Genomic DNA, 22809 nt, shown 5'->3' with positions numbered 1-22809 from the left:
CTTTTAAAGGTATAGCCATGCAAGTCAACTGGAAAGGTGTTTTCCCCGCTGTCACGACCAAACTGAAGGACGACGGTTCGCTCGATCACGAAGCGATCAAAAGCGGCTTGAACCGCCTGATCGAGAACGGTGTCGGCGGTGTCGTGATGATGGGCATGGTCGGTGAAAATGCCCAACTCACCGCGGACGAGAAGCGCACGGTGCTTAAGCTGGCCGTTGAAACCGTTGCTGGCCGCGTCCCCGTGATTTCGGGTCTCGCAGAAACGAGCACCGCGCTGGCTGTCCAGTTCGCTCAGGACGCCGAGGCAATCGGCGTGCAGGGCCTCATGGTGTTTCCGGGCCTGACGTACCGCTCGGATGACCGCGAAACCGTCGAGTTCTATCGCACGATCGCGCGGTCCACCAAGCTTGGCCTGATGATCTACAACAATCCGCGCGGCTACGGCGTGGACATGCGCCCCGATCTGATGGACCAGCTCAAGGACGAAGCGAACGTGGTCGCGATCAAGGAAGAAACGTACGACACAACCCGCGTGACGGACCTGTTGAAGCGCTTCGGCGACCGCTTTGCGGTGTTCTGCGGTGTCGACGACCTCGTGCTGGAATCGGCGGCACTGGGTGTAACGGGCTGGGTCTCGGGCATGGCGAACGCCATGCCGAAGGAGTCGGTCGAGTTGCTGAACCTGGCCGTGGCGGGTGATTTCGTCAAGGCGCGCGAGCTCTATCGCGCGCTGATCGACCTGTTCCACCTGGATGTGCATGTCAAGCTGGTTCAGTACATCAAGCTGGCGGAAAACATGACGGCCGGCTACCCGGAAAACGTCAAGGCGCCCCGCCTGAAGCTCGAAGGCGAGGAGCGTCAGAAGGTCGTGGCGATTGTCGAACAGGCTATCGCCAACGTACGCGCGCTGTCGAACTGATCTCAACTGCTCGCTAATCGCGCCGCGAGGCGCGGTTGCGGCGGGACTTCAGCAGCGAACGGCCAATCCATCCTGCTGGCAGCGCGAATCTCCGGATTCGCGCTGCCGCATCACTTGCAAACTCAGCGACGTGGGCATTGTGTGCCGGTCCATCAGAACGCCACTTCTCGCTGGGGGAAATCAGTATGTCGCAATATCGCAGCTTCATTAACGGAGAATGGCTTGGTACGACGAGCACATTGCCGAACCTCAACCCGTCGGATCTGTCCGACGTCGTGGGCGAGGCCCGGCTCGCCGACGATGCGCTGGTCGCCGACGCGATCGCCGCGGCGCGTCACGCATTCCGCTCCTGGTCGCTGACGACTCCGCAGCAGCGAGCCGACATTCTCGACGCCGCGGGAACCCGAATTCTTCAGCGCAAAGAAGAGTTGGGGACATTGCTCGCGCGCGAGGAGGGCAAGCGTCTTGCCGAGGCGATCGGGGAAGTGGGCCGCGCGGGCAACATCTTCAAGTTTTTTGCCGGCGAAGCGCTGCGCATCGGTGGCGAGGTGGTGTCGTCGGTGCGGCCGGGTATGACGGTCGAAGTGACGCGGGAACCGCTCGGTGTGATCGGCATGATTACGCCGTGGAATTTCCCGATCGCCATTCCCGCTTGGAAGATCGCGCCCGCGCTTGCTTATGGAAATACCGTTGTTATCAAGCCGGCCGAGGCGGTTCCGGCGTGCGCCACGGAACTCGTGAAGATTCTCGAAGAATCGGGTCTGCCGGCCGGTGTGGTCAATCTGTTGCTCGGACCGGGGCGCGTGGTCGGCGAAGCGTTGGTCGCGTCACCGGACATCGACGCAATCAGCTTCACAGGATCCGAGAGTACGGGACGGGCGATTGCGGTGAAGTGCGTGACAAGCGGCAAGAAAGTGCAGCTTGAAATGGGCGGCAAGAATCCGCTGGTGGTCATCGACGACGCGGACCTCGACGTCGCGGTGGAGGCGGCCCTTGACGGCTCATTCTTCTCGACGGGGCAGCGGTGCACGGCGTCGTCGCGTCTGATCGTCACGTCGGCCATTCACGGGCAATTTGTCGCCGCGCTGCAGCGCAAAGCGTCTGAACTGGTGGTGGGACATGCGCTGGACAAGGCGACACGGATCGGACCGGTGGTGGACGATCGCCAATTGCAACAGAACCTGAAGTATCTGAAGATTGCAGCAGAAGAGGGCGGCCAGGTGCTGGGCGGTGAGCGGGTCGAGCGTCCGACGCGGGGCTACTTCATGCGCCCGGCGCTCGTCATCGGGACCGACAATACGATGCGTATCAACCGGGAAGAAGTATTCGGCCCGGTCGCATCGGTCATCGAGGTCGCAGACTACGAAGAAGCGCTCGCAGTGGCCAACGATACCCCGTACGGGCTTGCCGCCGGCATCTGCACGACGTCGCTCAAATACGCGAGCCATTTCAGGCGGCATGCGGAAGCGGGAATGGTGATGGTCAATGCGCCGACTGCGGGCGTCGATTACCACGTGCCGTTCGGTGGTCGCAAGCGGTCGAGCTACGGTCCGCGAGAGCAGGGTACGTATGCGCGGGAGTTCTACACCGTCGTCAAAACCGCCTACGTGAAGGCGTAATGAGCCCCATCCGGTGTGTGCAGCAGATCAGGTGGCGGGGTCGTCCACCGGAAGCCGGAAAACATCATCCTGGAGCAGCAATATGAAATCGACTTTCTTCTGTATCGACGGCCACACATGCGGCAATCCGGTGCGTGTCGTCGCGGGCGGCGCGCCTCTGCTCGAAGGCGCGAACATGATCGAGAAGCGCGCCCACTTCGAGAGAGAGTTCGACTGGATCCGCACTTCCCTGATGTTCGAACCGCGCGGACACGAGGTGATGTCCGGCAGCATCCTTTATCCGCCGACCCGGCCCGACTGCGACGTGGCAATCCTGTTCATCGAGGTGAGCGGGTGTTTGCCAATGTGCGGCCACGGAACCATCGGCACTGTGACAACGGCGATCGAGAACGGTCTGGTACGTCCCAGGGAACCCGGCGTTTTGCGACTGGACACACCGGCAGGTCCGGTGCTTGCCAGATACAGGCTGGATGGCGAGCACGTCGATTCGGTCCAGCTCATCAACGTGCCGTCATTCCTTCATTCAACTGATCTCTCCGTCGAAGTTGAAGGACTGGGTGAGATTCGTTTTGACGTGGCTTACGGTGGAAACTTCTACGCCATCATCGAGCCGCAAGCCAACTACGCGGGCATGCATGCGCTGAAGCCGTCGGACATACAGCGGCTGAGTCCAATACTGCGGCAGAAGGCCAATCAGAAATACGATTTCACGCATCCGGAAAAAGCGGAAATTCGCGGCCTCAGCCATGTCATGTGGACCGGCGAACCGACCGTTGCGGGCGCAACCGCCCGCAACGCCGTGTTCTACGGAGACAAGGCGATCGACCGGTCGCCTTGCGGCACAGGCACCTCCGCTCGCATGGCGCAGCTTGTGGCTAAGGGCAAGCTTGCGATCGGCGAACGCTTCGTCCACGAAAGCATTATCGGCACGCTATTTGTGGGCGTGCCGGAAGAGGCGACTCGCGTCGGGAAATTCGACGCGATCATTCCGAGTATCGAAGGCTGGGCTCGCGTCACCGGCCATAACACTATTTTTGTCGACGACCGGGATCCGCTTGCGAAGGGCTTCCTGTTGAAATGAAGTTGCGAGCGAGGTCTCACGCAGCGAATGACTTCAATCTGAAGAGGGAATCATGCTTATTCTAAAGAACGCCCGTGTTCTCGATGTCAATCATGAGCACGACGACGCACGCTATTCGATCGTGATCGAAAACGACAGGATCCGCGAGGTGTCGCGCGAGCCTGTCTCGATCAACGGTGCCGACGTGATCGATGTCGCCGGTAAAACGGTGATGCCCGGTATGGTCGACTGCCACGCGCATGTGATTGCGTCGGTGGCGCATCTGGGTAACAACGGGCGCTTGCCCAACACTTTCGCGGTGCTGCGCGCCGTACCGATTCTGGCCGGCATGCTGCATCGCGGCTTCACGACCGTGCGCGATGCCGGCGGCGCCGACTATGCGTTGTCGCGAGCTATCGAAGAAGGCGTGATTGCGGGCCCGCGCCTGTTCGTTGCCGGCAAGGCGCTGTCGCAAACCGGCGGTCATGGCGATTTTCGCGAGCGCTTCGACAACTCGGATCCTGATCCGTGCGGCTGTCACCGGAACCTCGGCGCAATCGGCCGCATTGTCGACGGCGTGGACGAGGTTCGCAAGGCCGTTCGCGAAGAGATGCGTTCCGGCGCGCATCACATCAAGATCATGGCGTCGGGCGGCGTGGCGTCTCCGACCGATCCGATCGGCAATCTGCAGTTTTCGGTCGACGAGATTAAAGCCGTCGTGGAAGAAGCCGCGTCGCATCAGACCTATGTGATGGCCCACGCCTACACCGGCAAGGCGATCGCTCGGGTCGTCGAACTCGGCGTGCGCACGATCGAGCACGGCAACCTGATCGACGATGAAGCCGCCGCCGTCATGGCAAAACACGGCGCGTTTGCCGTACCTACGCTGGTGACCTATGACGCGATGAGCAAGGTGGGCATCAAGTCTGGGGTTGGGGAGAGCGCGCTCGCCAAGAACGAATCGGTCCGTATTCAGGGGCTGAAGGCATTGGAAATCCTGAAGCGTCACGGCGTGAAGATGGGTTTGGGAACCGATCTGCTCGGCGACATGCATCAGTATCAAAGCGACGAACTGTCGATTCGTGCCGACATTCTGGGCGCGTTCGAGACGATCTGTCAGGCTACTGCGATCGGTGCTGAAATCGTCGGCATGCAGGGGCGCCTCGGGGTGATTGCGGCAGACGCATTTGCGGATCTTCTCGTGGTCGACGGCGATCCTTCCACGGACATCCGCCTGCTGGGCGGCCAGGGCGAGCGGATTTCGGCGGTCATGAAAAATGGCGCCTGGGTTCGTCAAGCCCTGTCGTAAACCTGTCGTAAAGGGCAGGCGGATTATTGGATTTTGGATCCTAAAGCCGACATCGTGCTACGATGTCGGTAACGTCCTCACCCTATAGATCCGTTGCCATGCCCCCGGTTGCCGCCAAACAACGTCGCTCCGAAACGTCCCCGCCAGGCGAGGCTTCTGCCGCCGCGAACGTGACGAGGAAAATCGTTCGTCCCACCACGGTGGATCTCGTGTTGACCGCGATCCGCCAACGGATTCTGAGCGGCGAACTCGCGCCAGGCGAGGTGCTGCGACAGGAAGCGCTGGCCGAGGAACTGGGCGTGAGCCGCGTGCCGATTCGCGAAGCCATCACGCGCCTGACCGGTGAGGGTTTGCTGACCAGTGTCCCGCACAAAGGCGCTTACGTAGCGGAACTCTCGGTGGAAGAAGTCCAGGAAACGTTCGATATCCGCCTGCGTCTGGAACCGTGGCTTTTCGCCGAAGCGATTGCGCGCATTACGGATGCCGAGATCAACAAGGCGGAGCGCCTCGTCAAGGAAATGGACAAGGCTTCAGAGGGCCAGTGGGGACAACTGAACTGGCGATTCCACGAAACCCTTTATCTTCCTGCACAGCGGGATATCACACTGCAGATGCTCAGGGTGCTGCATGACCGTAGCGACCGGTATTTCCGGTTTCAGGTCGTTCAGGTGCCGATTCGCGAGCAGTCGCACGAAGAGCATATGGGCCTCGTCGAGGCATGCCGCCAGCGCGATCCGAAACTCGGAGCGAAGCTTCTGGAGCAGCACGTCAAGACGGCGGCCAAGCAGATTGTCAGCGTGGTCGAGGCGGTGATTTCGCGGTGAATCGCGCAATAGCGCGGCCAGTGAAGAATGCTCTGCCGGTCATATCGGGGAGAGGGTCATTGGCCCTCTTCGTTTGATGCGTTATTGATCGGGTCTAGATGTCCCGCCGATCCGGTGTAGAACCTGGTCGAAAGCTTCATCGAAAGCACTGAACACCTGATGGGCGCGAAGCGCGTCCAGTACCTGTTCGTTCAAACCGCCAGCTGTCGTGAACTCGCCGGAAAGCTCGTCGAAACGGCTCTGCGTTTTCCGTGCGACGCTAGCAAGGCCGAAGTGCAGGCTTGCAAGATAGTCGCGCGCTTCGCCGTAGCTCGAACCATGCTTCTCGAGCCAGCGAGCCTGGTTGTGCAACAGGGCGAAGTAGCTGCCCATCGTTGCTGTTGCTGAGAACAGGACGTCGAACGTTTCCTCGCTGCCGGCCTCGATTGCACCACCCAACTGTGTAAAAAGACTTCGGGCGATATCGTCCGCGGGAAACACGAGTGTGTTGCACAGGTGTTCCGCCACGGTTGGAAGCGGCGCTGCGCGGACAAGGGTTTTTGCCGGCCTAATGAGCGTTCTCAGTTTGTCGACCCCATATGTCGCTATAAAGCTGATCACGTGGTGCCGACCGGAAAATCGCAGGGCTTGCAATACACCTTCGGCTACCTGTGGTCGTACGGCGAGGCATACCACGTCGCAGCGATCCACCACTTCCTGGTTTCCGCCCGCCACGCGCACCATTGGGTACGCCTGCGCGAGCCTGCCTGCAACCCGCGCGTTGCGCGGCGATAGCCATACCTCGGTTGGTACATCAGCGCATGTCGCCAGTCCGGTGACGATGGCCTCGGTGATGCTCCCCGTGCCAATGAATCCGATTCTCCCGACGCTCATAGCGTGGTTCCAGACATGATTTCGATGCGGGCCTCGCCGCCCTCATGCGGCGCATCGATCTGAATGGGCTGTGTGCAGCGGTATAGTGTGTCGAAGACGTCGTCGTCCACCACCACGAGCGGAACGCTCACGCCGTAAAGTTCGTTCGCGACAATGACGCCGATAGAGATGATCAGATCCCGCTCGCGAAGCACAATGCCGCTCGGACCCGTGCCATTGCGGATCGCCTCGGCGAGCACGCTGCTGCTTGAACTGGAGCCCTTGGCGCGCGGCATCACCATGATCTTGCCGGCAAGGCTCCGCCCATGACACGGGTGAGATTTCTCAACGATCTTTCCGAGCGCGGCGTCGTAGCCGCCCCAGAAACTCAATGGTTCGAGCGCGAGTACGGCGCCGCGCGCGTGCCCGGCAGCCAGAGTGCTGGCGTGTGACCAGCCGCTCTGATCCATTCCATGATCCGCGTCACCGCGGCTGGTTTCGTTAGCTGCTCTGTTCATCGAAATACACCTTGCCTTCGAACGCGGAGCGCACGCATTCCTGCATGCTTCCATACGCCACCGAAACGCCGATATTCGCCGGCGCATAGTGTGCCCATTTGCCGGAGTTCGTCATGACGAGTCCGCTCAGTTTTTTCATCACGGGGGTGATATAAGTGCAGGTGTCGACTACGATCTGCACACCGCGTTTGGCGAGAACCTGAGCTATCCCCGTCGTTTCAAGCTGCCAGAGTACGAATCGGCTTGTGTTCACGTAAAAGTCGCATTTCAGAGGTCCGTCATGCAGCGCGAACAATTCGACGAGTTGCTCGAATTCTTCGACTGAAAAATGCGGTGTACCGAGGCTCACCGCGATAAGCGGATCTCCGGGGCGGCCCTGGTTCAACCGCCGCCGGACTGCGGCAAGTTGATCGATTGAAATGGAAATGGTCCGGGCTGGCGCTTGGCCCTGCAATGCGGCGTCGAGCGTCGGCGCCTCAGGTGTAATGCCAACCGCGTGAAAGAGCGCTACCGCGCCACTCGACGCGGCCGCGGCTCCCAGCGCCTTCAATTCGTCTTCGCTGCTATCGGGCGGCAAACCGACGATAGCGGCCACTGTCGCGCCGGCTTGCTCACCTAGCAGAAAGCCCAGCACGGCGAAGAAGACGTCCCGGCCAGGCAGCCTGGCGAAGTCAGGCGCTTCGACGACAATACGCGCGGCCCGATTTTCGGTGATATGAAGCCCGGCGTGCGGAGCACGGCCGGTAATGGCGGCGGCCAGATCGAGGAAGTCGCCATAGCGGCTGGTGCGTGCACCCAGTACTGAATTGGCAAAAACAATGGCATTCGATTCTGCCCACGCAATCTGATCGCCCGCTTTCGGGCGATGTTTCAGCTGATACGGCGCGCAAGTGAAGCTCGATTCGCAGCCAAGCGCGAGGTGCGCTTTCATCAGTCGTTCCGCCGCGCGCTCTGTCGTCTTGTCGCCGTGATACAGCTCTGGGTGGATCAGGTCGAGCGAGCCGACGTTCAGTGTGGTCGGAACAGCGACCCTCGTATCGCCCTGAACAAAACGTTCGACGAAATCGAGGCTGGCGGGACCGTGATAAAGGCACCCGTCGATGTGCGCCGAGCTGATATCGATAAGCTCGCGCGCGCCCATGACGTTTGCGGTGCGGGCGACAATGCGCATCGCAAGCGCGACGCCGCTTCCGAACGCGCCGTCCCGCATGGCCTGATCCTGTGCGTTCAATACCAGCATGACTATGGTGTTCCTTTGCAGTGTTTGCTTTTATGTATGCAGGATATGGGATCCAAAAGCTCAATGCAAGTCACGCGTTATTGCATGCGGCCAATCGCGCTACGTCGGAGGTGGCCTGAAGCGGGCCGGCCTTCGTCGTGTCCCGACTTTGCACCGCTTCGATGCGGCGGTGCCAAGAAAACATCGATTGCTCGAGCACAAGCGGCTCCGCTTACTTGCTGTCGAACGTGACGAGGTTTTTGTCTTTCGAATCAGCCACGAAGATAGCCAGTAATCTGGCGGGTTCCGTGGTGCTGGCATTTTCGCTCTCGGTGTGATGAACGCCGGGATTTTCGGTCCAATGTTCACCCGCGTGAAAAACCTTTTCCTCGCCATTGTTCACCTGGCTACGGATTGCGCCGGACAGCACATAACCGACCACGAAAGCCTGCCCGTGCCGATGCGCGGGCGATTTGCCGCCGGGCGCATAGTCGACGATCAGGGCGGTGATCTTCTTGCCGGGAACGTTGGCGATCGCTTCGGCGAATGTCGGCGTAATCGTTTCGCGCGTGGCGGCCGGTTCCCCGGCAAACAGGTTGCGCGATACGGCAGTGAGGGAAAGACCGGCGAGTGCGGCAGCGGCGATAAGTTTCCTGGTACGCATTTCAATACTCTGAGATGGTAGAAATTAGTATGCCGAATAGTTGTCGGCGGTTGATCAGCTTTCTGGCGCAGCGGAAATCAGGAGGTCACGACATCCCGCTCCATTTTCGGCGACATTGCCCGGTTCGCCCATGTCGCAGCCACCGCCGACAACTCGGCGCGTGCCCGTTCGATTGCTTCGACCCGCGCCTCCTGGTTGGAGAACTGCAGCGGCTGCGCATCGACGAAGGTAGGGTCCGCGACGCCAAGAAAGCCGAAGGCCGCTTTTAGCGCGGGCGTCAGCGCATCCATCGAAGAATAGGGTGAGCCGGGACGCAGATCCGCGCCGCGGCTCGTGATGAACAGAACCTTTTGCCGCCCGAGCTGGCCTTCGATGCGGCCGTCGGCGGTATTCACATAAGTCACGCCGGTTCGCGTGACGCTATCGACAAAGGCCTTGAACGCGGAGGGCATCGACCAGTTGTACATCGGCATCGCGAAGACCAGCGCATCGGCTTCGAGCAGGCGTCGGCACAATGCGTCGGAGTCTGCCAGCGTGGCGCGCATCGCAGCGGTGCGCTCGTGCTCCGGCGTGTAAGTGGCAATGGCGAACGCTTCGCTCACGTGGGGCGGCGTATCCACCGTCACATCCAGATAATCGACGTCAAGCTCCACCCCTTCGTCACGCAGACGCTCGATAAAGAACCGGCTCAACGCGCGGGAATTGGATCGCTCGCGCTTGGCGCTCGCATCGACATGCATAATTTTCATCAATACTTTCCGTGCCAGGATGACTCAAAATGGGTTGCGGCTTGCGCTGAGTGGCATCGCTTACGCCGGCAGCTTGCGGAAAGCAATCGCGAAGCGGTTCCATGCGTTGATCGCCGAAATCAGCAGGGTCAGGTCGACCAGTTCCGCCTCGTTGAAGTGAGGGCGCACGGCGGTCCACACGGCGTCGGGCACATGGTCGAGCGAGACCAGCGTCAACGCTTCCGTCCATTCGAGCGCCGCGCGTTCGCGGTCGGTAAAGAACGGCGTTTCGCGCCATACCACCACGGTCGCCAGGCGCCGTTCGGTTTCGCCGCCATTGCGAGCGTCGGTGGTATGCATGTCGACGCAGTACGCGCAGCCGTTGATCTGTGAGGCACGCAGGCGCACCAGTTCGGCCAGCGATTTTTCGAGCGCCGACTTGCCGATGCGCTCTTCGACGCCGAGCAGCGCCTTGATGGCGGCGGGGTTGGCTTTGTAGAAATCGAGACGTTGTTCCATGATTCACTCCTGAGTTGGATAGGGCGCATCCGGTGATGCGGTGAGTGAAGATTAGTCTTCAGAGTGGACTCTGAAAATGACCAGTTTTGAACAAATCAAGGTAACCACTTAGATCTGTGCGCGCTGATCCAGCAGCTGACCGAAAAGATCCGATTTTGCCGCTTAACTTTCCACAATTCGTTATTTCTATCGTTGGCAACGCTCGCCTACGCTGATGAATAGATGCAATGGAGAATCCAATGAGCGATGCTGTCCAGAACAACCTGACGAACACGCGTCTTGCGTGGATTGCCGGGGTAGGCGCGAGCGCAGGATTGGGAGCGGCGCTCGCGCGCCGTTTTGCGCGTGAGGGTTTGAGCGTCGTTGTAACAGGGCGCTCGCGCGAGCGGCTCGATACGGTGGTCGCCGAAATTCAGCGCGCCGGCGGGCAGGCCCTGGCTTTGCCCGGCGACGTCACGAGCGAGAGCGACCTCGCAGCCATTGCGCGGCAACTCGCGGAACGAGGCACGCTCGAAGTCGCGATCTTCAACGCCGCGGGCGCGACGCGCGCACCGACGCTCGATCTGAGCGCCGAGCAGTTCGAGGCGGCATGGCGCGTCACGACGCTCGGCGGCTTCCTGTTCGCCCGGGCGGCGTTGCCGCCGTTGCTGGTAGCCGGCCGCGGCTCGCTGCTGTTCACGGGCGCAACGGCTTCGCTGCGCGGCCGCCCGCCGTTTGCCGCGTTCGCTTCGGCCAAGGCCGGCCTGCGCTCGCTCACGCAGAGCCTCGCACGCGAGTTCGGGCCACAGAATATCCATGTTGCGCATGTGGTGGTGGATGGGGGCATCGACGGTGAGCGCCTGCGCACCTCCGCGCCGCAGCGGGCGGCCGAACGCGGCCCGGACGGCCTGCTCAATCCCGACGAGATCGCCGACTCGTACTGGCATCTCCATCAGCAAGGGCGCAGCGCATGGTCGCAGGAAATCGACCTGCGGCCGTTCAACGAATCGTTTTAACGTGATGAGGACGCGACCATGAGCGATATCGTCATCGACACACCGGCCTCTGCCGCATCGGTTCAGGCAGAGCTGAATTATCTCGAGTTCAGCGGCGAGAAACCGGTCGCGTATCAATACGAGCCGCCGCCCGGCGTGCCGAAGCGCAGCGGCGTGTACCGCCTGCATCGGGTGACGGTCTCGAACGCGCGCGTTGCGCCGCCGCCGGGTGCGTTGTCGCTCGACCGGAACGGTTTCGAACTGCATCGGCATGCCAGTGCATTGACCGACTTCTCCGACCCGGCGAAGATCGAATCCGTTTACTACCGGGAAAGCGAACAGCTATTGAAGCAGGCCACGGGCGCCCGCCGCGTCGTCGTGTTCGATCACACGCTGCGCGACGGCAACGCAGGGCGTGCCGAAGGTGTGAGGGAACCGGTCAAGTACATTCATAACGACCAGACCTTCGTGTCGGGGCCGCGGCGCGTGCGCGATCATCTGCCGGCGGAGGAAGCCGAGCAGTTGCTGCAAGGGCGTGTGGCGATCGTCAACCTGTGGCGACCGATCGGCGAAACGGTGCGGTCGTCGCCGCTCGCGCTGTGCGATTCGCGCAGTATCGCGCTCAACGATCTGGTGGCTTCGGATCTCGTCTATCCCGACAAAGTAGGCGAGACGTATGCGCTGGTCTTCAATCCGCGTCACCGTTGGTACTACTTCCCCAATATGGCGCCCGATGAATTCCTGTTGCTCAAGATCTACGATTCGGCGGGTGACGGCATTGCGCGGCTCACCGCGCACACGGCATTCGACGACCCCACGTCACCGGCCGACGCGCCGCCGCGACGCAGTATCGAACTGCGCACGCTGCTGTTTTTCTGAGCGGCCCGGTCTCGCTGCGCGGAGTCACTTCGCGTGACTGCGTGCCGCCGTTTACCTTACGACTGAAAGTCACGAAGGTGGAACGCCGCAGCGGCAAGCAGGCTCGCGAAGATCCCATTAGACTGACGACTCGCGCGATGACCTGGCTTCGCCATTCTCCGTCGAGGGGCCCGCATCGCGCGACTTCATGGGAGTCGTTCGATGAAAGTGTATCGCTTCGATCAAGCCGGCAGCCTCGACCATCTCACGCTTCATGACGAACCTACGCCCGAGCCGCAGCGCGGTGAAGTGCTGATCCGGGTGCGGGCGTCGTCGCTGAACTATCGCGACATCGCAATGGTTCACGGCACCTACCTGCGCGCGCAACAGGCCGGCCTGATTCCGCTCAGCGACGCTGCCGGCGAGATTGCGGCCGTGGGCGAGGACGTTGTCGACTTCAAGGTCGGCGACCGGGTCATCAATACGTTTCATGCGCGCTGGTATGGTGGCAATCCGCCGCCCACGCTCGGCTCGCAGAGCTATGGCTCGCATCGCGACGGCTGGCTGGCCGAGTACAAGGTTGTCAGCGAAGAGGCAATCGTCGCGGCGCCTCCCCACCTTACCTTCGAAGAGGCGGCCACGCTGCCTTGCGCGGCGCTGACCGCATGGACATCGCTATCCGGATTGCGACCGCTGCGTCCCGGACAAACGGTGTTGACCCAGGGCAGCGGCGGCGTCTCCGTATTCGCGGTCCAGCTCGCCAGACTGCTCGGCGCGCGCGTGATCGCCACGACTTCTTCGCCGGAAAAAGCAGCGCGCCTCAAGGCGCTCGGCGCCGACGAAGTCATCAATTACGTCGAGACCCCGGCATGGGGCGACCGGGTGCGCGAGCTGACCGACGGACGTGGCGTCGATCGGGTGCTCGAAGTTGGCGGCGCGGGCACGCTCGAACAGTCGATCAAGGCCGTGGCGAACCGCGGCGAAGTCGCGCTGATCGGCTTTCTCGCCTCCAGCCAGTCCAACCTCGATTTCAACGACCTGTTTCGCAGCGGCGGCGTGTTCTACCGGATCTCGGTCGGCGACCGCTCGGGGCTGCAGGACCTGGTGCGTGCGGTCGCGTCATCCGGCCTGAAGCCGGTGATCGACAGCGTGTTCCCGTTCGAGCGCGCCCTCGATGCCTGGCATCACTTCGACGACCGTGCCTTCTTCGGCAAGGTCGTCATCTCTCATTGACAACAGGAGTCGCCTACATGTCACATTTCGCTGTCGCGAGCATTGCGGTGCTCGACGACTATCAGCAGACGGCCCGCTCTTTCGCCGACTGGGCCAGTCTCGCGCCGCGCGCACAGGCGGTCTTCTTTCACGACCACGTCGCCGATCCCGACTCGCTCGCCGCGCGCCTCGCGCCGTTCGACGTGGTGGTGCTGATGCGCGAGCGCACCCGTCTCGACGCCGGGCTGCTCGCGCGTCTGCCGCGGCTCAAGCTGATCGTCACGGTCGGTATGTGGAACGCGGCAATCGATCTGCTCGCCGCGCGCGAACAGCGGATCGTCGTATCGGGCACGACCGGCGGCGACGCCGCGGCCACCCCGGCGCTCACCTGGGCGTTGATTCTTGCCGTCACGCGCAACCTGCATGCGGAGGCGACCTCGTTGCGCGCCGGCGGGTGGCAGGTGGGCCTGGGTGTGGATGTGAACGGCAAGACGCTGGGTTTGCTGGGACTTGGCCGTATCGGGCAGGCGGTCGCCCGCCTGGGGCAGGCATTCGGGATGCGCACGATCGCCTGGAGCCAGAACCTGACGGCCGAGCGGGCCGCCGAACACGGCGTGGAACGCGTCGACAAGGATCAGCTGTTTCGCGACGCGGACGTGCTCTCCGTTCATCTGAAACTGGGCGAGCGCACCTGCGGGATTGTCGGCGAGCGCGAACTGGCGCTGATGAAGCCGAGTGCCTATCTGGTCAACACGTCGCGTGGGCCGATCGTCTCCGAAGCGGCGCTGATCGCGGCACTGCAGGCACGGAGTATTGCCGGCGCGGCACTCGACGTATTCGACGAAGAACCGCTCGCGCCTCAGCATCCGTACCGGTTTCTACCCAACGTGCTGGCAACGCCGCATATCGGCTACGTTACCGAAAACACTTACCGTACCGCCTATCCGCAGATCGTCGAGGGGATTCAGGCCTGGCTCGACGGGGCGCCGGTTCGCGAATTGCAGCTCTGAATAGCCCGGATAGGGCCGGCGGAACGACGACGGTGCGTCTGGAAATTGCGTTTCGCCTCAAGCGGAGCGTTGCAGCAACGCTTCCACTACGCCGAAGCCGAGGTGGTCCGCCGGATCGAGCCGCCGCAACTGGGCGATCAGCTGTGCGGCTGTGTCGCGTTCGCCGCGCCGCAGGCCGATAAAGGCGAGCGCCTTCAGGGTGAAGAGCCAGAAGCGGGCAGGGCCGGGCGCGTCGAAGTTCGCGTCGCCGGCCCGCACCGTTTGCCAGTCTTCATTCAACCCGGCGGCATGCGCGGCCGCTTTCAGTCCTCGCAGCGCCGCGTGCTGTGCCTCGTCGAGCTCGCCGCGTCGGGCGTGGAACTTGTAGAGCAGATAGTAGACGGCAAGGCTTTGCGGCGAGGTCAGCGTGACGCTCCACAGCACCGCGACGACCTGCTCGGGCGGCGCGCCGTGCAAGCCTTCGATGAGGCGCCGCACGGCGGGCGACACGTCGCCGCCGAACAGTTCGGTCGATTCGACACCGGTCAGCAGGTTCACCAGACCTTCTCCGCCGCCATGAGGCGCTGCACCGGTTCACCGCCCTCCAGGTGGCGCGTGAAGATTTCCGGCACGTCGGCAACCGTCACGCCGCTGTAAAGCACCGCCTCCGGATAGACGAGTACGTTCACACCCTGATCGCACGGGCCGAGACAACCCGAATACGTGATCGCGACGGTGTCGTACGCCTGGCGTTTCTGCTGTTCCGCCCAGAACGCCTGCAGCAGTGCGGTGGAGTTTTTGCCACCTGCGCAGGAGCCGCGCGGATGCTGCGGGGGCCGGTTCTGGGTGCAGACAAACACATGTCGTTCGGGTCTGGCCATGACGTGTCCCTCAACCGAATTTGAACAGGATGCCGTGACCACCGCGCGGATAGTCCCACTCGATGTTCTGGTGGTCGGTGCAGAGAATGCGGCAGCTGCCGCATTCGAGGCAACCGTCGGTGATCAGCGTGACCGTGCCGTTGCCTTCGGCCTTGTAGCAGGACGCCGGGCAGACAAAGGTGCAACTCTTCGCGCTGCACTCGCTCAGGCACACGTCGGCGTCCTTGATGCGGATGTGCGGCCGCCCCGCATCCACGCGGTAACGGTTCTGGAACAGCTTTTCCTCTACGTTGACGGGTACGGTGCTCATCGGAAGGCCCTCAGGAGTTTGTAGGCGTCGCCCACCATGCCGGCAAGCGAACGGGCTTTGCGGAAGCTCGAAAAGATTTCGCGCTCCTTGCTTTTCTTGTCCTTGCCGTCGACCGTGAGCATCGTGCGCGCGGCGCGTGCCACGAGGTCGGGGTAGGTCGTGAAGAACTGCGGATTCTGGTGCAGCACGGCCGGCATGTCGCGGTACTTGTGCAGGTCTTTCATCACGAAGCTCTGGTCGAGCGCGGTCTTGTAGGCCTTGAGCGTGGCCGCGCGATAGCCGAGCCCCGCGGCTTTCGCGTGGATTACCGTTTCAGCGGCGAGGCGCCCGGTGGTCATCGCGAGATTCGAGCCCTCGCGGTGCGCAGCGTTCACGAAACCACCCGAGTCGCCGACGATCATCCAGCCGTTGCCGTAGACCCGCGGGATTGCGTGAAAGCCGCCTTCCGGAATCAGATGTGCGCAATATTCCTTCATCTCGCCGCCCGCGATCAGCGGTGCGATCGACGGGTGCTGCTTCATCTTTTCGAGCAGCACGTAGGGGCTCGTGCGGTTGGGGTTCTTCTTGAAGTCGCCCAGCATGCAGCCCACGCCGATGGTAAGCGATTCCTTGTTGGTATAAAGAAAGCCGGTGCCCGTCATGCCGTCGGTGATCCTGCCGACCATTTCGATCACCACGCCGTCGTCCTCGCCGATGTTAAAGCGCTGGCGGATCGTCTCCTCGGGCATGAAGAGAATCTCCTTGACCGCGAGCGCGACGTTGCCGGCTTCGATCTCTCCATGAAAGCCCGCCTTGCGCGCGAGCGTCGAATTCACGCCGTCGGCGAGCACCACCACGTCCGCATACACGTCGCCATGCTCGCGATCGCACTGCACGCCCACCACCTGATCGCCGTCCATGATGAGTTCCTTCACCGTGGTCTCGCAGATCAGCAAGGCGCCGGCTTCGCGCACTTTCGATGAAAACCACTTGTCGAACTGCGCGCGGATGATCGTGTAGCGGTTGTAGGGCGGCTTGTTGTATTCCTCGCTGCGCATATGCGTGCCGACGAACGAAGTGTCGTCGAGCATCCATATCCGCTGCTCGATGATGTGGCGCTCCAGCGGCGCGTCGTCGCGGAAGTCCGGGATGATTTCTTCGAGCGCCTTCGCGTACAGGATCGCGCCCTGCACGTTCTTGCTGCCGGGATATTCGCCGCGCTCGATCTGCAGCACTTTCAGGCCGGCCTTGGCCATCGTATAGGCGGCGGCATTGCCGGACGGACCGGCGCCGACCACGATCGCATCGAACTGTGAAGGCTTCTTCATGGTGATTCTCCTCAGGCAGCCTGTTTGCGGCGCCGCGACAGATGCTCCGCAAAAGCCTGCGTCAGCGCGGGCAACACCTGCAGCGCGTTGCCGACAATGCCGTAGTGCGCGAAGTCGAAGATCGGCGCGTTCGGGTCGGTGTTGATCGCCACGATCACGTCCGCGCTTTCCATACCCACGCGGTGCTGGATCGCCCCGGAAATGCCGGCGGCAATGTAGAGCTTGGGCCGTACCGTCTTGCCGGTCTGTCCCACCTGGCGCTCGGCTTCCACCCAGCCGGCCTGCACGCATGGCCGGGTCGCGCCGACTTCGCCGCCGAGCACGTTCGCCAGTTCGAACACCAGTCTGAAGTTCTCCGGGTTCTTCATGCCCTTGCCGCCGCTCACGATCACGTCGGCGTAAGGCAGGTTGATGCGGTTGCTGCTCGCGTCGGGGATAAAGTCGAGCAGCCTCGTGACGATGTCCGTCTCGATCATCCCCAGCGTTCCCTGGACGATGTTGCCGGTGCGCGCGGTGTCACGCGGCGGCATCTGCATCACGCGTGGGCGGACCGTCGCCATCTGCGGGCGGTACGCGAGCGTCATGATCGTGCACAGCAGCGAGCCGCCGAAGGTGGGGCGGGTTGCCGCCAGCGCGCGCGAGACGGGATCGATATTGAGTTCGGTGCAGTCGGCGGTCAGCCCGGTCAGGAGCGTGGTGGCGACGGAGCCGGCGAGGTCGCGGCCCGTCGACGTCGCGCCGAGCAGAAGGATCTCAGGCTGATGCCGGTTGACGAGATCGGTCAGCCCCTTGGTGAACGGCTCGTTGCGATAGCCGCGCAGGACCGGGTCGTGAACGATGTAAGCGTCGTCCGCGCCGTAAGCGAAGGCTTCCGCGGCGAACTGTTCGAGCGGCTCGTCCGCGCCGCCGAGCACGGCGACACCCACGCGGCTGCCGAGCGTATCGGCCAGCTTGCGGGCTTCGCCGAGCAGTTCCCACGAGACGCTGTGCACGTGTCCGCGGTCGTGCTCGATGAAGACCCATACGCCTTTATAGGCCTTCAGATGCTCCGGCAGTTCGAGGTTGCGGCCCGCGCGGCCGGCGGGTTTCTTCGCGGGAGCGGCGGGTGTGTTCATGATCCCTCCTTCATCAGCAGGTCGGCTTCCAGGGTGGGATGGCGCGTGAAAATCTTCTGCAGCAGGTTCATCGACACATCGCGCAGACTGGAGGCGTCGAGATCGAGCAGCTCCGCTTTCTCGCTGCGCGGTGTCGGGCCGAACACCTTGCTGACTACCGTCGGCGAACCCTTCAGGCCGATCTTGCTGACGTCTTCGATGCCGGCCTGTTCACGGTTCCATTTGCGCACCGGATAGCCGGCCGCGTGAATCATTGCGGGCAGCGTCGCGAAGCGCAGTTCGTTGGTGTTCTCCAGCATCGTGATCAGGCACGGCAGCGCGGTCCTGAGCACCTGCACGCCGCCCTCGGCGCGCCGCTCGACCGTGATCGTGCGTGCGTCGAGATCCGTCTCGACAATGCGCGACACGTAGGTCAGCAGTTGCAGCCCGAGGCGTTTGGCGATGCCGGGACCGACCTGCGCGGTATCGCCGTCGATCGTCTGCTTGCCGGTGAACACGATGTCGACTGCCTGCTCCTTCGCGATCTGCTGGACGCCTGCGGCCAGCGCATACGAGGTGGCCAGCGTATCCGCGCCCGCGAACGCGCGGTCGGTGACCAGCACGGCGTCGTCGGCGCCGAAGCTGATGCATTTGCGCAGCGCATCCTCGGCCTGCGGCGGCCCCATGCACAGCATCGTGACCTTGCCGCCGAAGCGGTCCTTCAGCCGTAGCGCTTCTTCGAGTGAAAACAGGTCGTACGGGTTGACGATCGCCGGGACGCCCTGGCGCATGATCGTGTTGGTCACCGGGTGAACGCGAATCTGCGCCGAGTCCGGAACCTGTTTGATGCAGACGACGATGTGCATGGTCTTGCTCCGCCTGTCAGGCAACGGTGCGCGCGGGCAGCGACGCGCGCAGACTGTCGAGGGAAACGTGCTGCCGCCCGGCGGTGTCCTGGAACACCTTGAACACTTTTTCCTGGGCTGGCGTCGAGACGACGAAGTCGCCGTAAGCCTTGAGAAGCAGCGCGTGATACGACGCGAACAGCGCGGCCTCCTCGCCTTCGGGGAGCACGTCCTGTTGCCGGATGTACTGGAAAAAGCGCTTCAGGATATGCAGCCGGCTCACGTTGACGACTTTCTGGTCGAACGGAATGCCGAAGAACTGCAGAAAGTCCTCGGCCGAGGATAGTGCCTTGAGTTGCTGGACAAAGCTTTCCATCGCGTTTACTCCTCGCGGGCGGATGAGGATGGGATTGGGCGGAACGCCGGCGGCGCGGCGCGGTATCTGTGGTTGGCGCCGCTCACGACAGCTCTCCGACGGTGTCGCGCACTTCGATCAGGAAGCGATACAGGTCGGCGGCGCTGGGCGCCTGCTTGTGATGGGTCGCATGGTGGCGGATACGCGTGAGCAGCAACGCGACAAGCGTGTCGTTGACCGGCAGGCCGAGCGCGTCATAAGCCTGGCGCACGCTTTGCGAACCCGAATGCTTGCCGAGCACGACTGAGCGCTCGCGGCCGAGCTCGGCGGGATCGAAGCTCTCGTAAGTCGAGGCGTTCTTCGCGAGCCCGTCCGTGTGGATGCCGGACTCGTGCGTGAATACGCCGCCGCCGACAATGCTCTTGTTCAACGCGACCGGGCGTCCCGAAGCCCGTTCGACGAGACGCGAGATGCTCAATAACGCGGTCGTGTCGACGGCCGTATCGCGGCCCATGATATGACGCACGCCCATCACGATTTCCTCCAGCGCCGCATTGCCGGCCCGTTCGCCCAGACCGTTGACGGTCGTGTTGGCGTGGGTTGCGCCGGCGCGCAGCGCGGCAAGGGTGTTCGCGGTCGCGAGTCCGAGATCGTTGTGCGCGTGGATTTCGATTTCCAGATCGACCGCGTCGCGCAATCGCGCTATCGCTTCATAGGTCGAAAACGGATCGAGAACGCCGAGCGTGTCCGCAAAACGGATGCGCTGCGCGCCGCACTGTTGCGCGCGCCGCGCCACGTCGGCGAGGAAAGCCGGGTCCGCGCGCGAGGCATCCTCCGCGCCCAGCGAGACCTTGCGCCCGCTCCTGACAGCGGCGCCGATCACGCGATTGACCTGCGCCAATACCCATGAGCGGGGCTGGCGCAGCTTGTGTTGAAGATGGATGTCGGAAACGGGAATCGACAGGTGGATGATGTCGGGATTGCAGCGCAGGGCCGAGGCCAGGTCCGCATCGGTGAGGCGGCCCCAGACCATCAGATCGGCGTCGAGATTCAGCGCGACGATGGTCTGGATGCAATCGATTTCCTCGTCACCCATCGCAGGGATGCCGATTTCGAGTTCGGGCACGCCAGCGCGTGCGAGCGCCTCGGCAATCGCGCATTTTTCGGCAATCGTGAAGGCGACGCCGGCCGTCTGCTCGCCGTCGCGCAGCGTGGTGTCGTTGATGATCGGATTCGACATGAGAAGTTGTCCTTTTGACCTTTGATCTCACTGTTTGCAAGTGCTGTGCCATGCGCGGTTGCGTTGCATCGACGCCTGTAGCGGGCGCTTTCCGGCATTCGTGGGTGTCTGGATGAAGCGGTCCCAACGAAGGCCTGTCGCGAATGTCCTGTTTCGGACAGCCAGGTGTAGTGATGAATGCAGCGTTGCGGAAAGCAGTTGCGATGTGCGATACGACGTGCGTGGTCAGCCGCGCGCGAGGTTGCGTGTGTGTGCCGGCAGTTCGATCGTCAGGTCGGCGTCGCGCAGCTTCACGCAGCATGCGAGACGCGATTGCGGGTCAAGGCCCCACGCATGGTCGAGCTGGTCGCTCTCTTCGTCGTCGGGAGGCGCCAGCGACGCACCGCCCTCGCGCACGTACACATGACAGGTGGCGCATGCAGCGACCATCTCGCAAGCGTGCTCGATCGCGACGCCGGACGCGAGCAGGCTCTCGCACAGCGAAGTGCCGCGCCGCACGTCGAGGTCGTGTCCGTGCGGACAGAGATCGGGGTGGGGAAGAATACGGATGCGCGGCATGAGGTGGGGCTCCCGGCTCGGGCGAGGTCACACAAGGTCAAATGAGGTAAGGCGAGTTCAGACGAGGGTATCGAGGTTACGTCCGGCGAGTGCGTTGCGGATCGACGCGTTCATGCGCCGCGCAGCGAAGGCTTCGGTCGCGCCCGCGAGATCCGTCGACGCAGCCTTGAGCAGATCGGCAGACGCATCGGTCTCCAGCGCCTCGCCCACCTGGAACATTGCGCGCCGCACGGCTGCCAGCTCGTCGGCGGACAGGAGCGCGGCGTCGCTGTCCAGCGCCGCTTCGGTTGCATCGAGCAGACGGCGTGCGTCGATTTGCGCCTCGCGCAACGTGCGCAACTGCATATCGGGCAGCGACGCGTCGATGGCCTGTTGCAGCATCGCCGCGATCTCGACATCGGTCAGTCCGTAGGACGGCTTGACCTCGACGTGCGTTGCGACGCCGGTGGTCTGCTCGCGCGCGGTGACCACGAGCAGGCCGTCCGTGTCGATCTGAAAACTCACGCGCACGCGCGCCGCACCGGCAACCGCCGGCGGGATACCGCGCAACTCCAGGCGGGCGAGCGAACGGCAATCCGCCACGCTCTCGCGTTCGCCCTGCACGATATGCAACGACATGGCCGTCTGGCCGTCCTTGAAGGTGGTGAATTCCTGGGCGCGCGCGGTCGGCAGCGTGGAATTGCGCGGGATGATTTTCTCGACCAGCCCGCCCATCGTTTCGATGCCGAGCGACAGAGGGCAGACGTCCAGCAGCAGCCAGCCGTCGCCATTGCGGTTGCCGGCCAGCACATCGGCCTGGATCGCCGCGCCGAGCGCGACCACCTGATCCGGATCGATATCGGCAAGCGGTTCGCGACCGAAAAATTCCTGCACGGCGTCCCGTACCAGCGGCATCCTGGTCGAACCGCCGACCAGCACCACGCCGTCGATATCGCCCGTGCCGAGCTTCGCGTCGCGCAACGCGCGCCGCGTGGCGGCGAGAGTTCGTGCGACGAGCGCGGCGCCGAGTTCGGCGAACTGCGCGCGCGACAGCGCCGCCTGCCAGATGCTGCGATCGGCGTGCGCGAGCGCGATGACCGCTGTCTCAGACTGCGATAAAGCTTCTTTAGCCACGCGGGCGGCCATCATCAGCCTGCGCTGTGCGGAAGGCGCCAGCATGGCGAGGCCTTCGACACCGTGCCGGTTGCAGAACCACTGCCCAATGGCGCGATCGAAGTCGTCGCCGCCGAGGGCCGAGTCGCCGCCGGTGGCCAGCACCTCGAACACGCCTTTCGACAACCGCAGGATCGAGATATCGAAAGTGCCGCCGCCCAGGTCGTAGATCGCGAAGACACCTTCGGCCGCGCGGTCCAGGCCGTACGCGATCGCGGCTGCCGTCGGTTCGTTGAGCAACCGCAGCACCGTCAGCCCGGCGAGGTGCGCCGCGTCCCTCGTTGCCTGGCGCTGCGCGTCGTCGAAATAGGCCGGCACCGTAATGACGACGCCCGCCAGTTCGCCGCCCAGAGAGGCCTCGGCGCGTACGCGCAAGGTCCGCAGAATGTCGGCCGAAACCTGCACGGGCGAGCGCTCGCCAGCGTCGGTAGCGAGTCCGACCATGCCTGTCTGGTCGATGAAGCGGTAGGGCAGCGAGGCGGCTTCCGGCAGATCGGCAAGGCGCCGTCCCATGAAGCGCTTGACCGACACGATCGTGTTGAGCGGATCCTCGGCCTGGCGCAACTGAGCCGGGTGGCCGACCTCCGGCTCGGCGGCGCGCGTATAACGCACGACCGACGGCAGCAGGCAGGCGCCGTCCTCGTCGGGTAATGCCCGGGCCACCGCGCTCTGCACCGTGGCAACCAGTGAGTTCGTGGTGCCGAGGTCGATTCCCGCCGCCAGCCGGTGCTGGTGCGGAGCGGCGCTTTGGCCGGGTTCGGCGATCTGCAGGAGGGCCATGTGCGCGTCCTTGAGTGGGTGT

Annotated in this window: 25 protein-coding genes; 9 read left to right on the top strand and 16 right to left on the bottom strand. The window is 63.1% G+C overall.

Features of this window, described 5'->3' with window-relative positions:
* Positions 1-17: 17 nt before the first annotated feature.
* The 5 genes from PDMSB3_RS28005 to PDMSB3_RS27985 all read left to right on the top strand — a co-directional run bounded on the left by PDMSB3_RS28005 (position 18) and on the right by PDMSB3_RS27985 (position 5732).
* Positions 18-920, top strand: coding sequence for a dihydrodipicolinate synthase family protein (locus PDMSB3_RS28005; protein WP_007177280.1), 903 nt, complete (start codon positions 18-20; stop codon positions 918-920).
* Between the two features lie 185 nt (positions 921-1105).
* Positions 1106-2539 carry an aldehyde dehydrogenase family protein gene (locus PDMSB3_RS28000; RefSeq protein WP_007177279.1) on the top strand — a complete coding sequence of 478 codons (1434 nt, stop codon included), beginning with the start codon at positions 1106-1108 and terminating at the stop codon, positions 2537-2539.
* A 31-nt stretch (positions 2540-2570) separates the two neighbouring features.
* Positions 2571-3620, top strand: coding sequence for a 4-hydroxyproline epimerase (locus PDMSB3_RS27995; RefSeq protein WP_232064346.1), 1050 nt, complete (start codon positions 2571-2573; stop codon positions 3618-3620).
* Between the two features lie 52 nt (positions 3621-3672).
* The gene (locus tag PDMSB3_RS27990) at positions 3673-4908 is read left to right on the top strand and encodes a metal-dependent hydrolase family protein (protein WP_165188397.1); all 1236 of its coding nucleotides are present in this window, start codon (positions 3673-3675) and stop codon (positions 4906-4908) included.
* A gap of 98 nt (positions 4909-5006) precedes the next feature.
* The gene (locus PDMSB3_RS27985) at positions 5007-5732 is read left to right on the top strand and encodes a GntR family transcriptional regulator (RefSeq protein ID WP_007177276.1); all 726 of its coding nucleotides are present in this window, start codon (positions 5007-5009) and stop codon (positions 5730-5732) included.
* Positions 5733-5813: 81 nt separating this feature from the next.
* Here the strand turns inward: PDMSB3_RS27985 and PDMSB3_RS27980 are convergent, their stop codons facing one another.
* The 6 genes from PDMSB3_RS27980 to PDMSB3_RS27955 form a co-directional block, all read right to left on the bottom strand.
* A complete protein-coding gene (locus tag PDMSB3_RS27980; RefSeq protein ID WP_165188395.1) occupies positions 5814-6605 on the bottom strand; it encodes a pyrroline-5-carboxylate reductase in 792 nt (263 codons plus the stop codon).
* A complete protein-coding gene (locus tag PDMSB3_RS27975; RefSeq protein WP_405044809.1) occupies positions 6602-7054 on the bottom strand; it encodes an aconitase X swivel domain-containing protein in 453 nt (150 codons plus the stop codon). Before PDMSB3_RS27975 ends, PDMSB3_RS27980 begins: the two co-directional genes overlap by 4 nt.
* A 31-nt stretch (positions 7055-7085) precedes the next feature.
* Complete coding sequence (locus PDMSB3_RS27970; RefSeq protein WP_007177273.1) at positions 7086-8342, bottom strand: aconitase X; 1257 nt, start codon at positions 8340-8342, stop codon at positions 7086-7088.
* 211 nt (positions 8343-8553) lie between these two features.
* On the bottom strand, positions 8554-8985 hold the full coding sequence (locus tag PDMSB3_RS27965) for a cupin domain-containing protein (protein WP_165188390.1): 432 nt from the start codon (positions 8983-8985) through the stop codon (positions 8554-8556).
* Positions 8986-9062: 77 nt separating this feature from the next.
* Positions 9063-9734, bottom strand: a complete 672-nt coding sequence (locus PDMSB3_RS27960) for an FMN-dependent NADH-azoreductase (RefSeq protein ID WP_007177271.1) — start codon at positions 9732-9734, stop codon at positions 9063-9065.
* A 60-nt stretch (positions 9735-9794) separates the two neighbouring features.
* Positions 9795-10232, bottom strand: coding sequence for a carboxymuconolactone decarboxylase family protein (locus PDMSB3_RS27955; RefSeq protein ID WP_007177270.1), 438 nt, complete (start codon positions 10230-10232; stop codon positions 9795-9797).
* 239 nt (positions 10233-10471) lie between these two features.
* Between PDMSB3_RS27955 and PDMSB3_RS27950 the strand changes: the two genes are divergently transcribed.
* The 4 genes from PDMSB3_RS27950 to PDMSB3_RS27935 all read left to right on the top strand — a co-directional run bounded on the left by PDMSB3_RS27950 (position 10472) and on the right by PDMSB3_RS27935 (position 14286).
* On the top strand, positions 10472-11227 hold the full coding sequence (locus PDMSB3_RS27950) for an SDR family NAD(P)-dependent oxidoreductase (protein ID WP_007177269.1): 756 nt from the start codon (positions 10472-10474) through the stop codon (positions 11225-11227).
* 18 nt (positions 11228-11245) lie between these two features.
* Entirely contained in the window at positions 11246-12085 is an 840-nt protein-coding gene (locus PDMSB3_RS27945; RefSeq protein WP_007177268.1) for a CmcJ/NvfI family oxidoreductase, read from the top strand.
* Between the two features lie 201 nt (positions 12086-12286).
* On the top strand, positions 12287-13297 hold the full coding sequence (locus PDMSB3_RS27940) for a zinc-dependent alcohol dehydrogenase family protein (RefSeq protein ID WP_165188387.1): 1011 nt from the start codon (positions 12287-12289) through the stop codon (positions 13295-13297).
* Positions 13298-13314: 17 nt separating this feature from the next.
* Positions 13315-14286, top strand: coding sequence for a D-2-hydroxyacid dehydrogenase family protein (locus PDMSB3_RS27935; RefSeq protein WP_007177266.1), 972 nt, complete (start codon positions 13315-13317; stop codon positions 14284-14286).
* A 57-nt stretch (positions 14287-14343) separates the two neighbouring features.
* Here PDMSB3_RS27935 and PDMSB3_RS27930 read toward each other — a convergent pair whose 3' ends face one another.
* The 10 genes from PDMSB3_RS27930 to hscA form a co-directional block, all read right to left on the bottom strand.
* Entirely contained in the window at positions 14344-14823 is a 480-nt protein-coding gene (locus tag PDMSB3_RS27930; protein ID WP_007177265.1) for a hypothetical protein, read from the bottom strand.
* Positions 14820-15146, bottom strand: coding sequence for a (2Fe-2S) ferredoxin domain-containing protein (locus PDMSB3_RS27925; protein WP_007177264.1), 327 nt, complete (start codon positions 15144-15146; stop codon positions 14820-14822). The genes PDMSB3_RS27930 and PDMSB3_RS27925 overlap by 4 nt, the downstream gene beginning before the upstream one ends.
* Positions 15147-15156: 10 nt before the next feature.
* Complete coding sequence (locus tag PDMSB3_RS27920) at positions 15157-15456, bottom strand: ferredoxin family protein (RefSeq protein WP_007177263.1); 300 nt, start codon at positions 15454-15456, stop codon at positions 15157-15159.
* Complete coding sequence (locus tag PDMSB3_RS27915) at positions 15453-16763, bottom strand: FAD-dependent monooxygenase (RefSeq protein ID WP_007177262.1); 1311 nt, start codon at positions 16761-16763, stop codon at positions 15453-15455. Before PDMSB3_RS27915 ends, PDMSB3_RS27920 begins: the two co-directional genes overlap by 4 nt.
* Before the next feature lie 11 nt (positions 16764-16774).
* Entirely contained in the window at positions 16775-17878 is a 1104-nt protein-coding gene (locus tag PDMSB3_RS27910; RefSeq protein ID WP_007177261.1) for an electron transfer flavoprotein subunit alpha/FixB family protein, read from the bottom strand.
* Positions 17875-18723 (bottom strand): electron transfer flavoprotein subunit beta/FixA family protein, encoded by an 849-nt coding sequence (locus PDMSB3_RS27905; protein ID WP_007177260.1) that lies wholly within the window; start codon positions 18721-18723, stop codon positions 17875-17877. The genes PDMSB3_RS27910 and PDMSB3_RS27905 overlap by 4 nt, the downstream gene beginning before the upstream one ends.
* 16 nt (positions 18724-18739) lie before the next feature.
* On the bottom strand, positions 18740-19078 hold the full coding sequence (gene nifW, locus PDMSB3_RS27900; RefSeq protein ID WP_007177259.1) for a nitrogenase stabilizing/protective protein NifW: 339 nt from the start codon (positions 19076-19078) through the stop codon (positions 18740-18742).
* An 82-nt stretch (positions 19079-19160) separates the two neighbouring features.
* Complete coding sequence (nifV, locus tag PDMSB3_RS27895) at positions 19161-20297, bottom strand: homocitrate synthase (protein WP_007177258.1); 1137 nt, start codon at positions 20295-20297, stop codon at positions 19161-19163.
* A gap of 225 nt (positions 20298-20522) precedes the next feature.
* A complete protein-coding gene (locus tag PDMSB3_RS27890) occupies positions 20523-20855 on the bottom strand; it encodes a 2Fe-2S iron-sulfur cluster-binding protein (RefSeq protein WP_007177257.1) in 333 nt (110 codons plus the stop codon).
* Between the two features lie 57 nt (positions 20856-20912).
* Complete coding sequence (gene hscA, locus PDMSB3_RS27885) at positions 20913-22787, bottom strand: Fe-S protein assembly chaperone HscA (protein ID WP_007177256.1); 1875 nt, start codon at positions 22785-22787, stop codon at positions 20913-20915.
* Positions 22788-22809: the final 22 nt, after the last annotated feature.

Source organism: Paraburkholderia dioscoreae, assembly GCF_902459535.1.
Lineage (GTDB): Bacteria > Pseudomonadota > Gammaproteobacteria > Burkholderiales > Burkholderiaceae > Paraburkholderia > Paraburkholderia dioscoreae.
The sequence above is the reverse complement of the archived record's forward strand: the minus strand, read 5'-3'. Positions and strand labels throughout refer to the sequence as shown.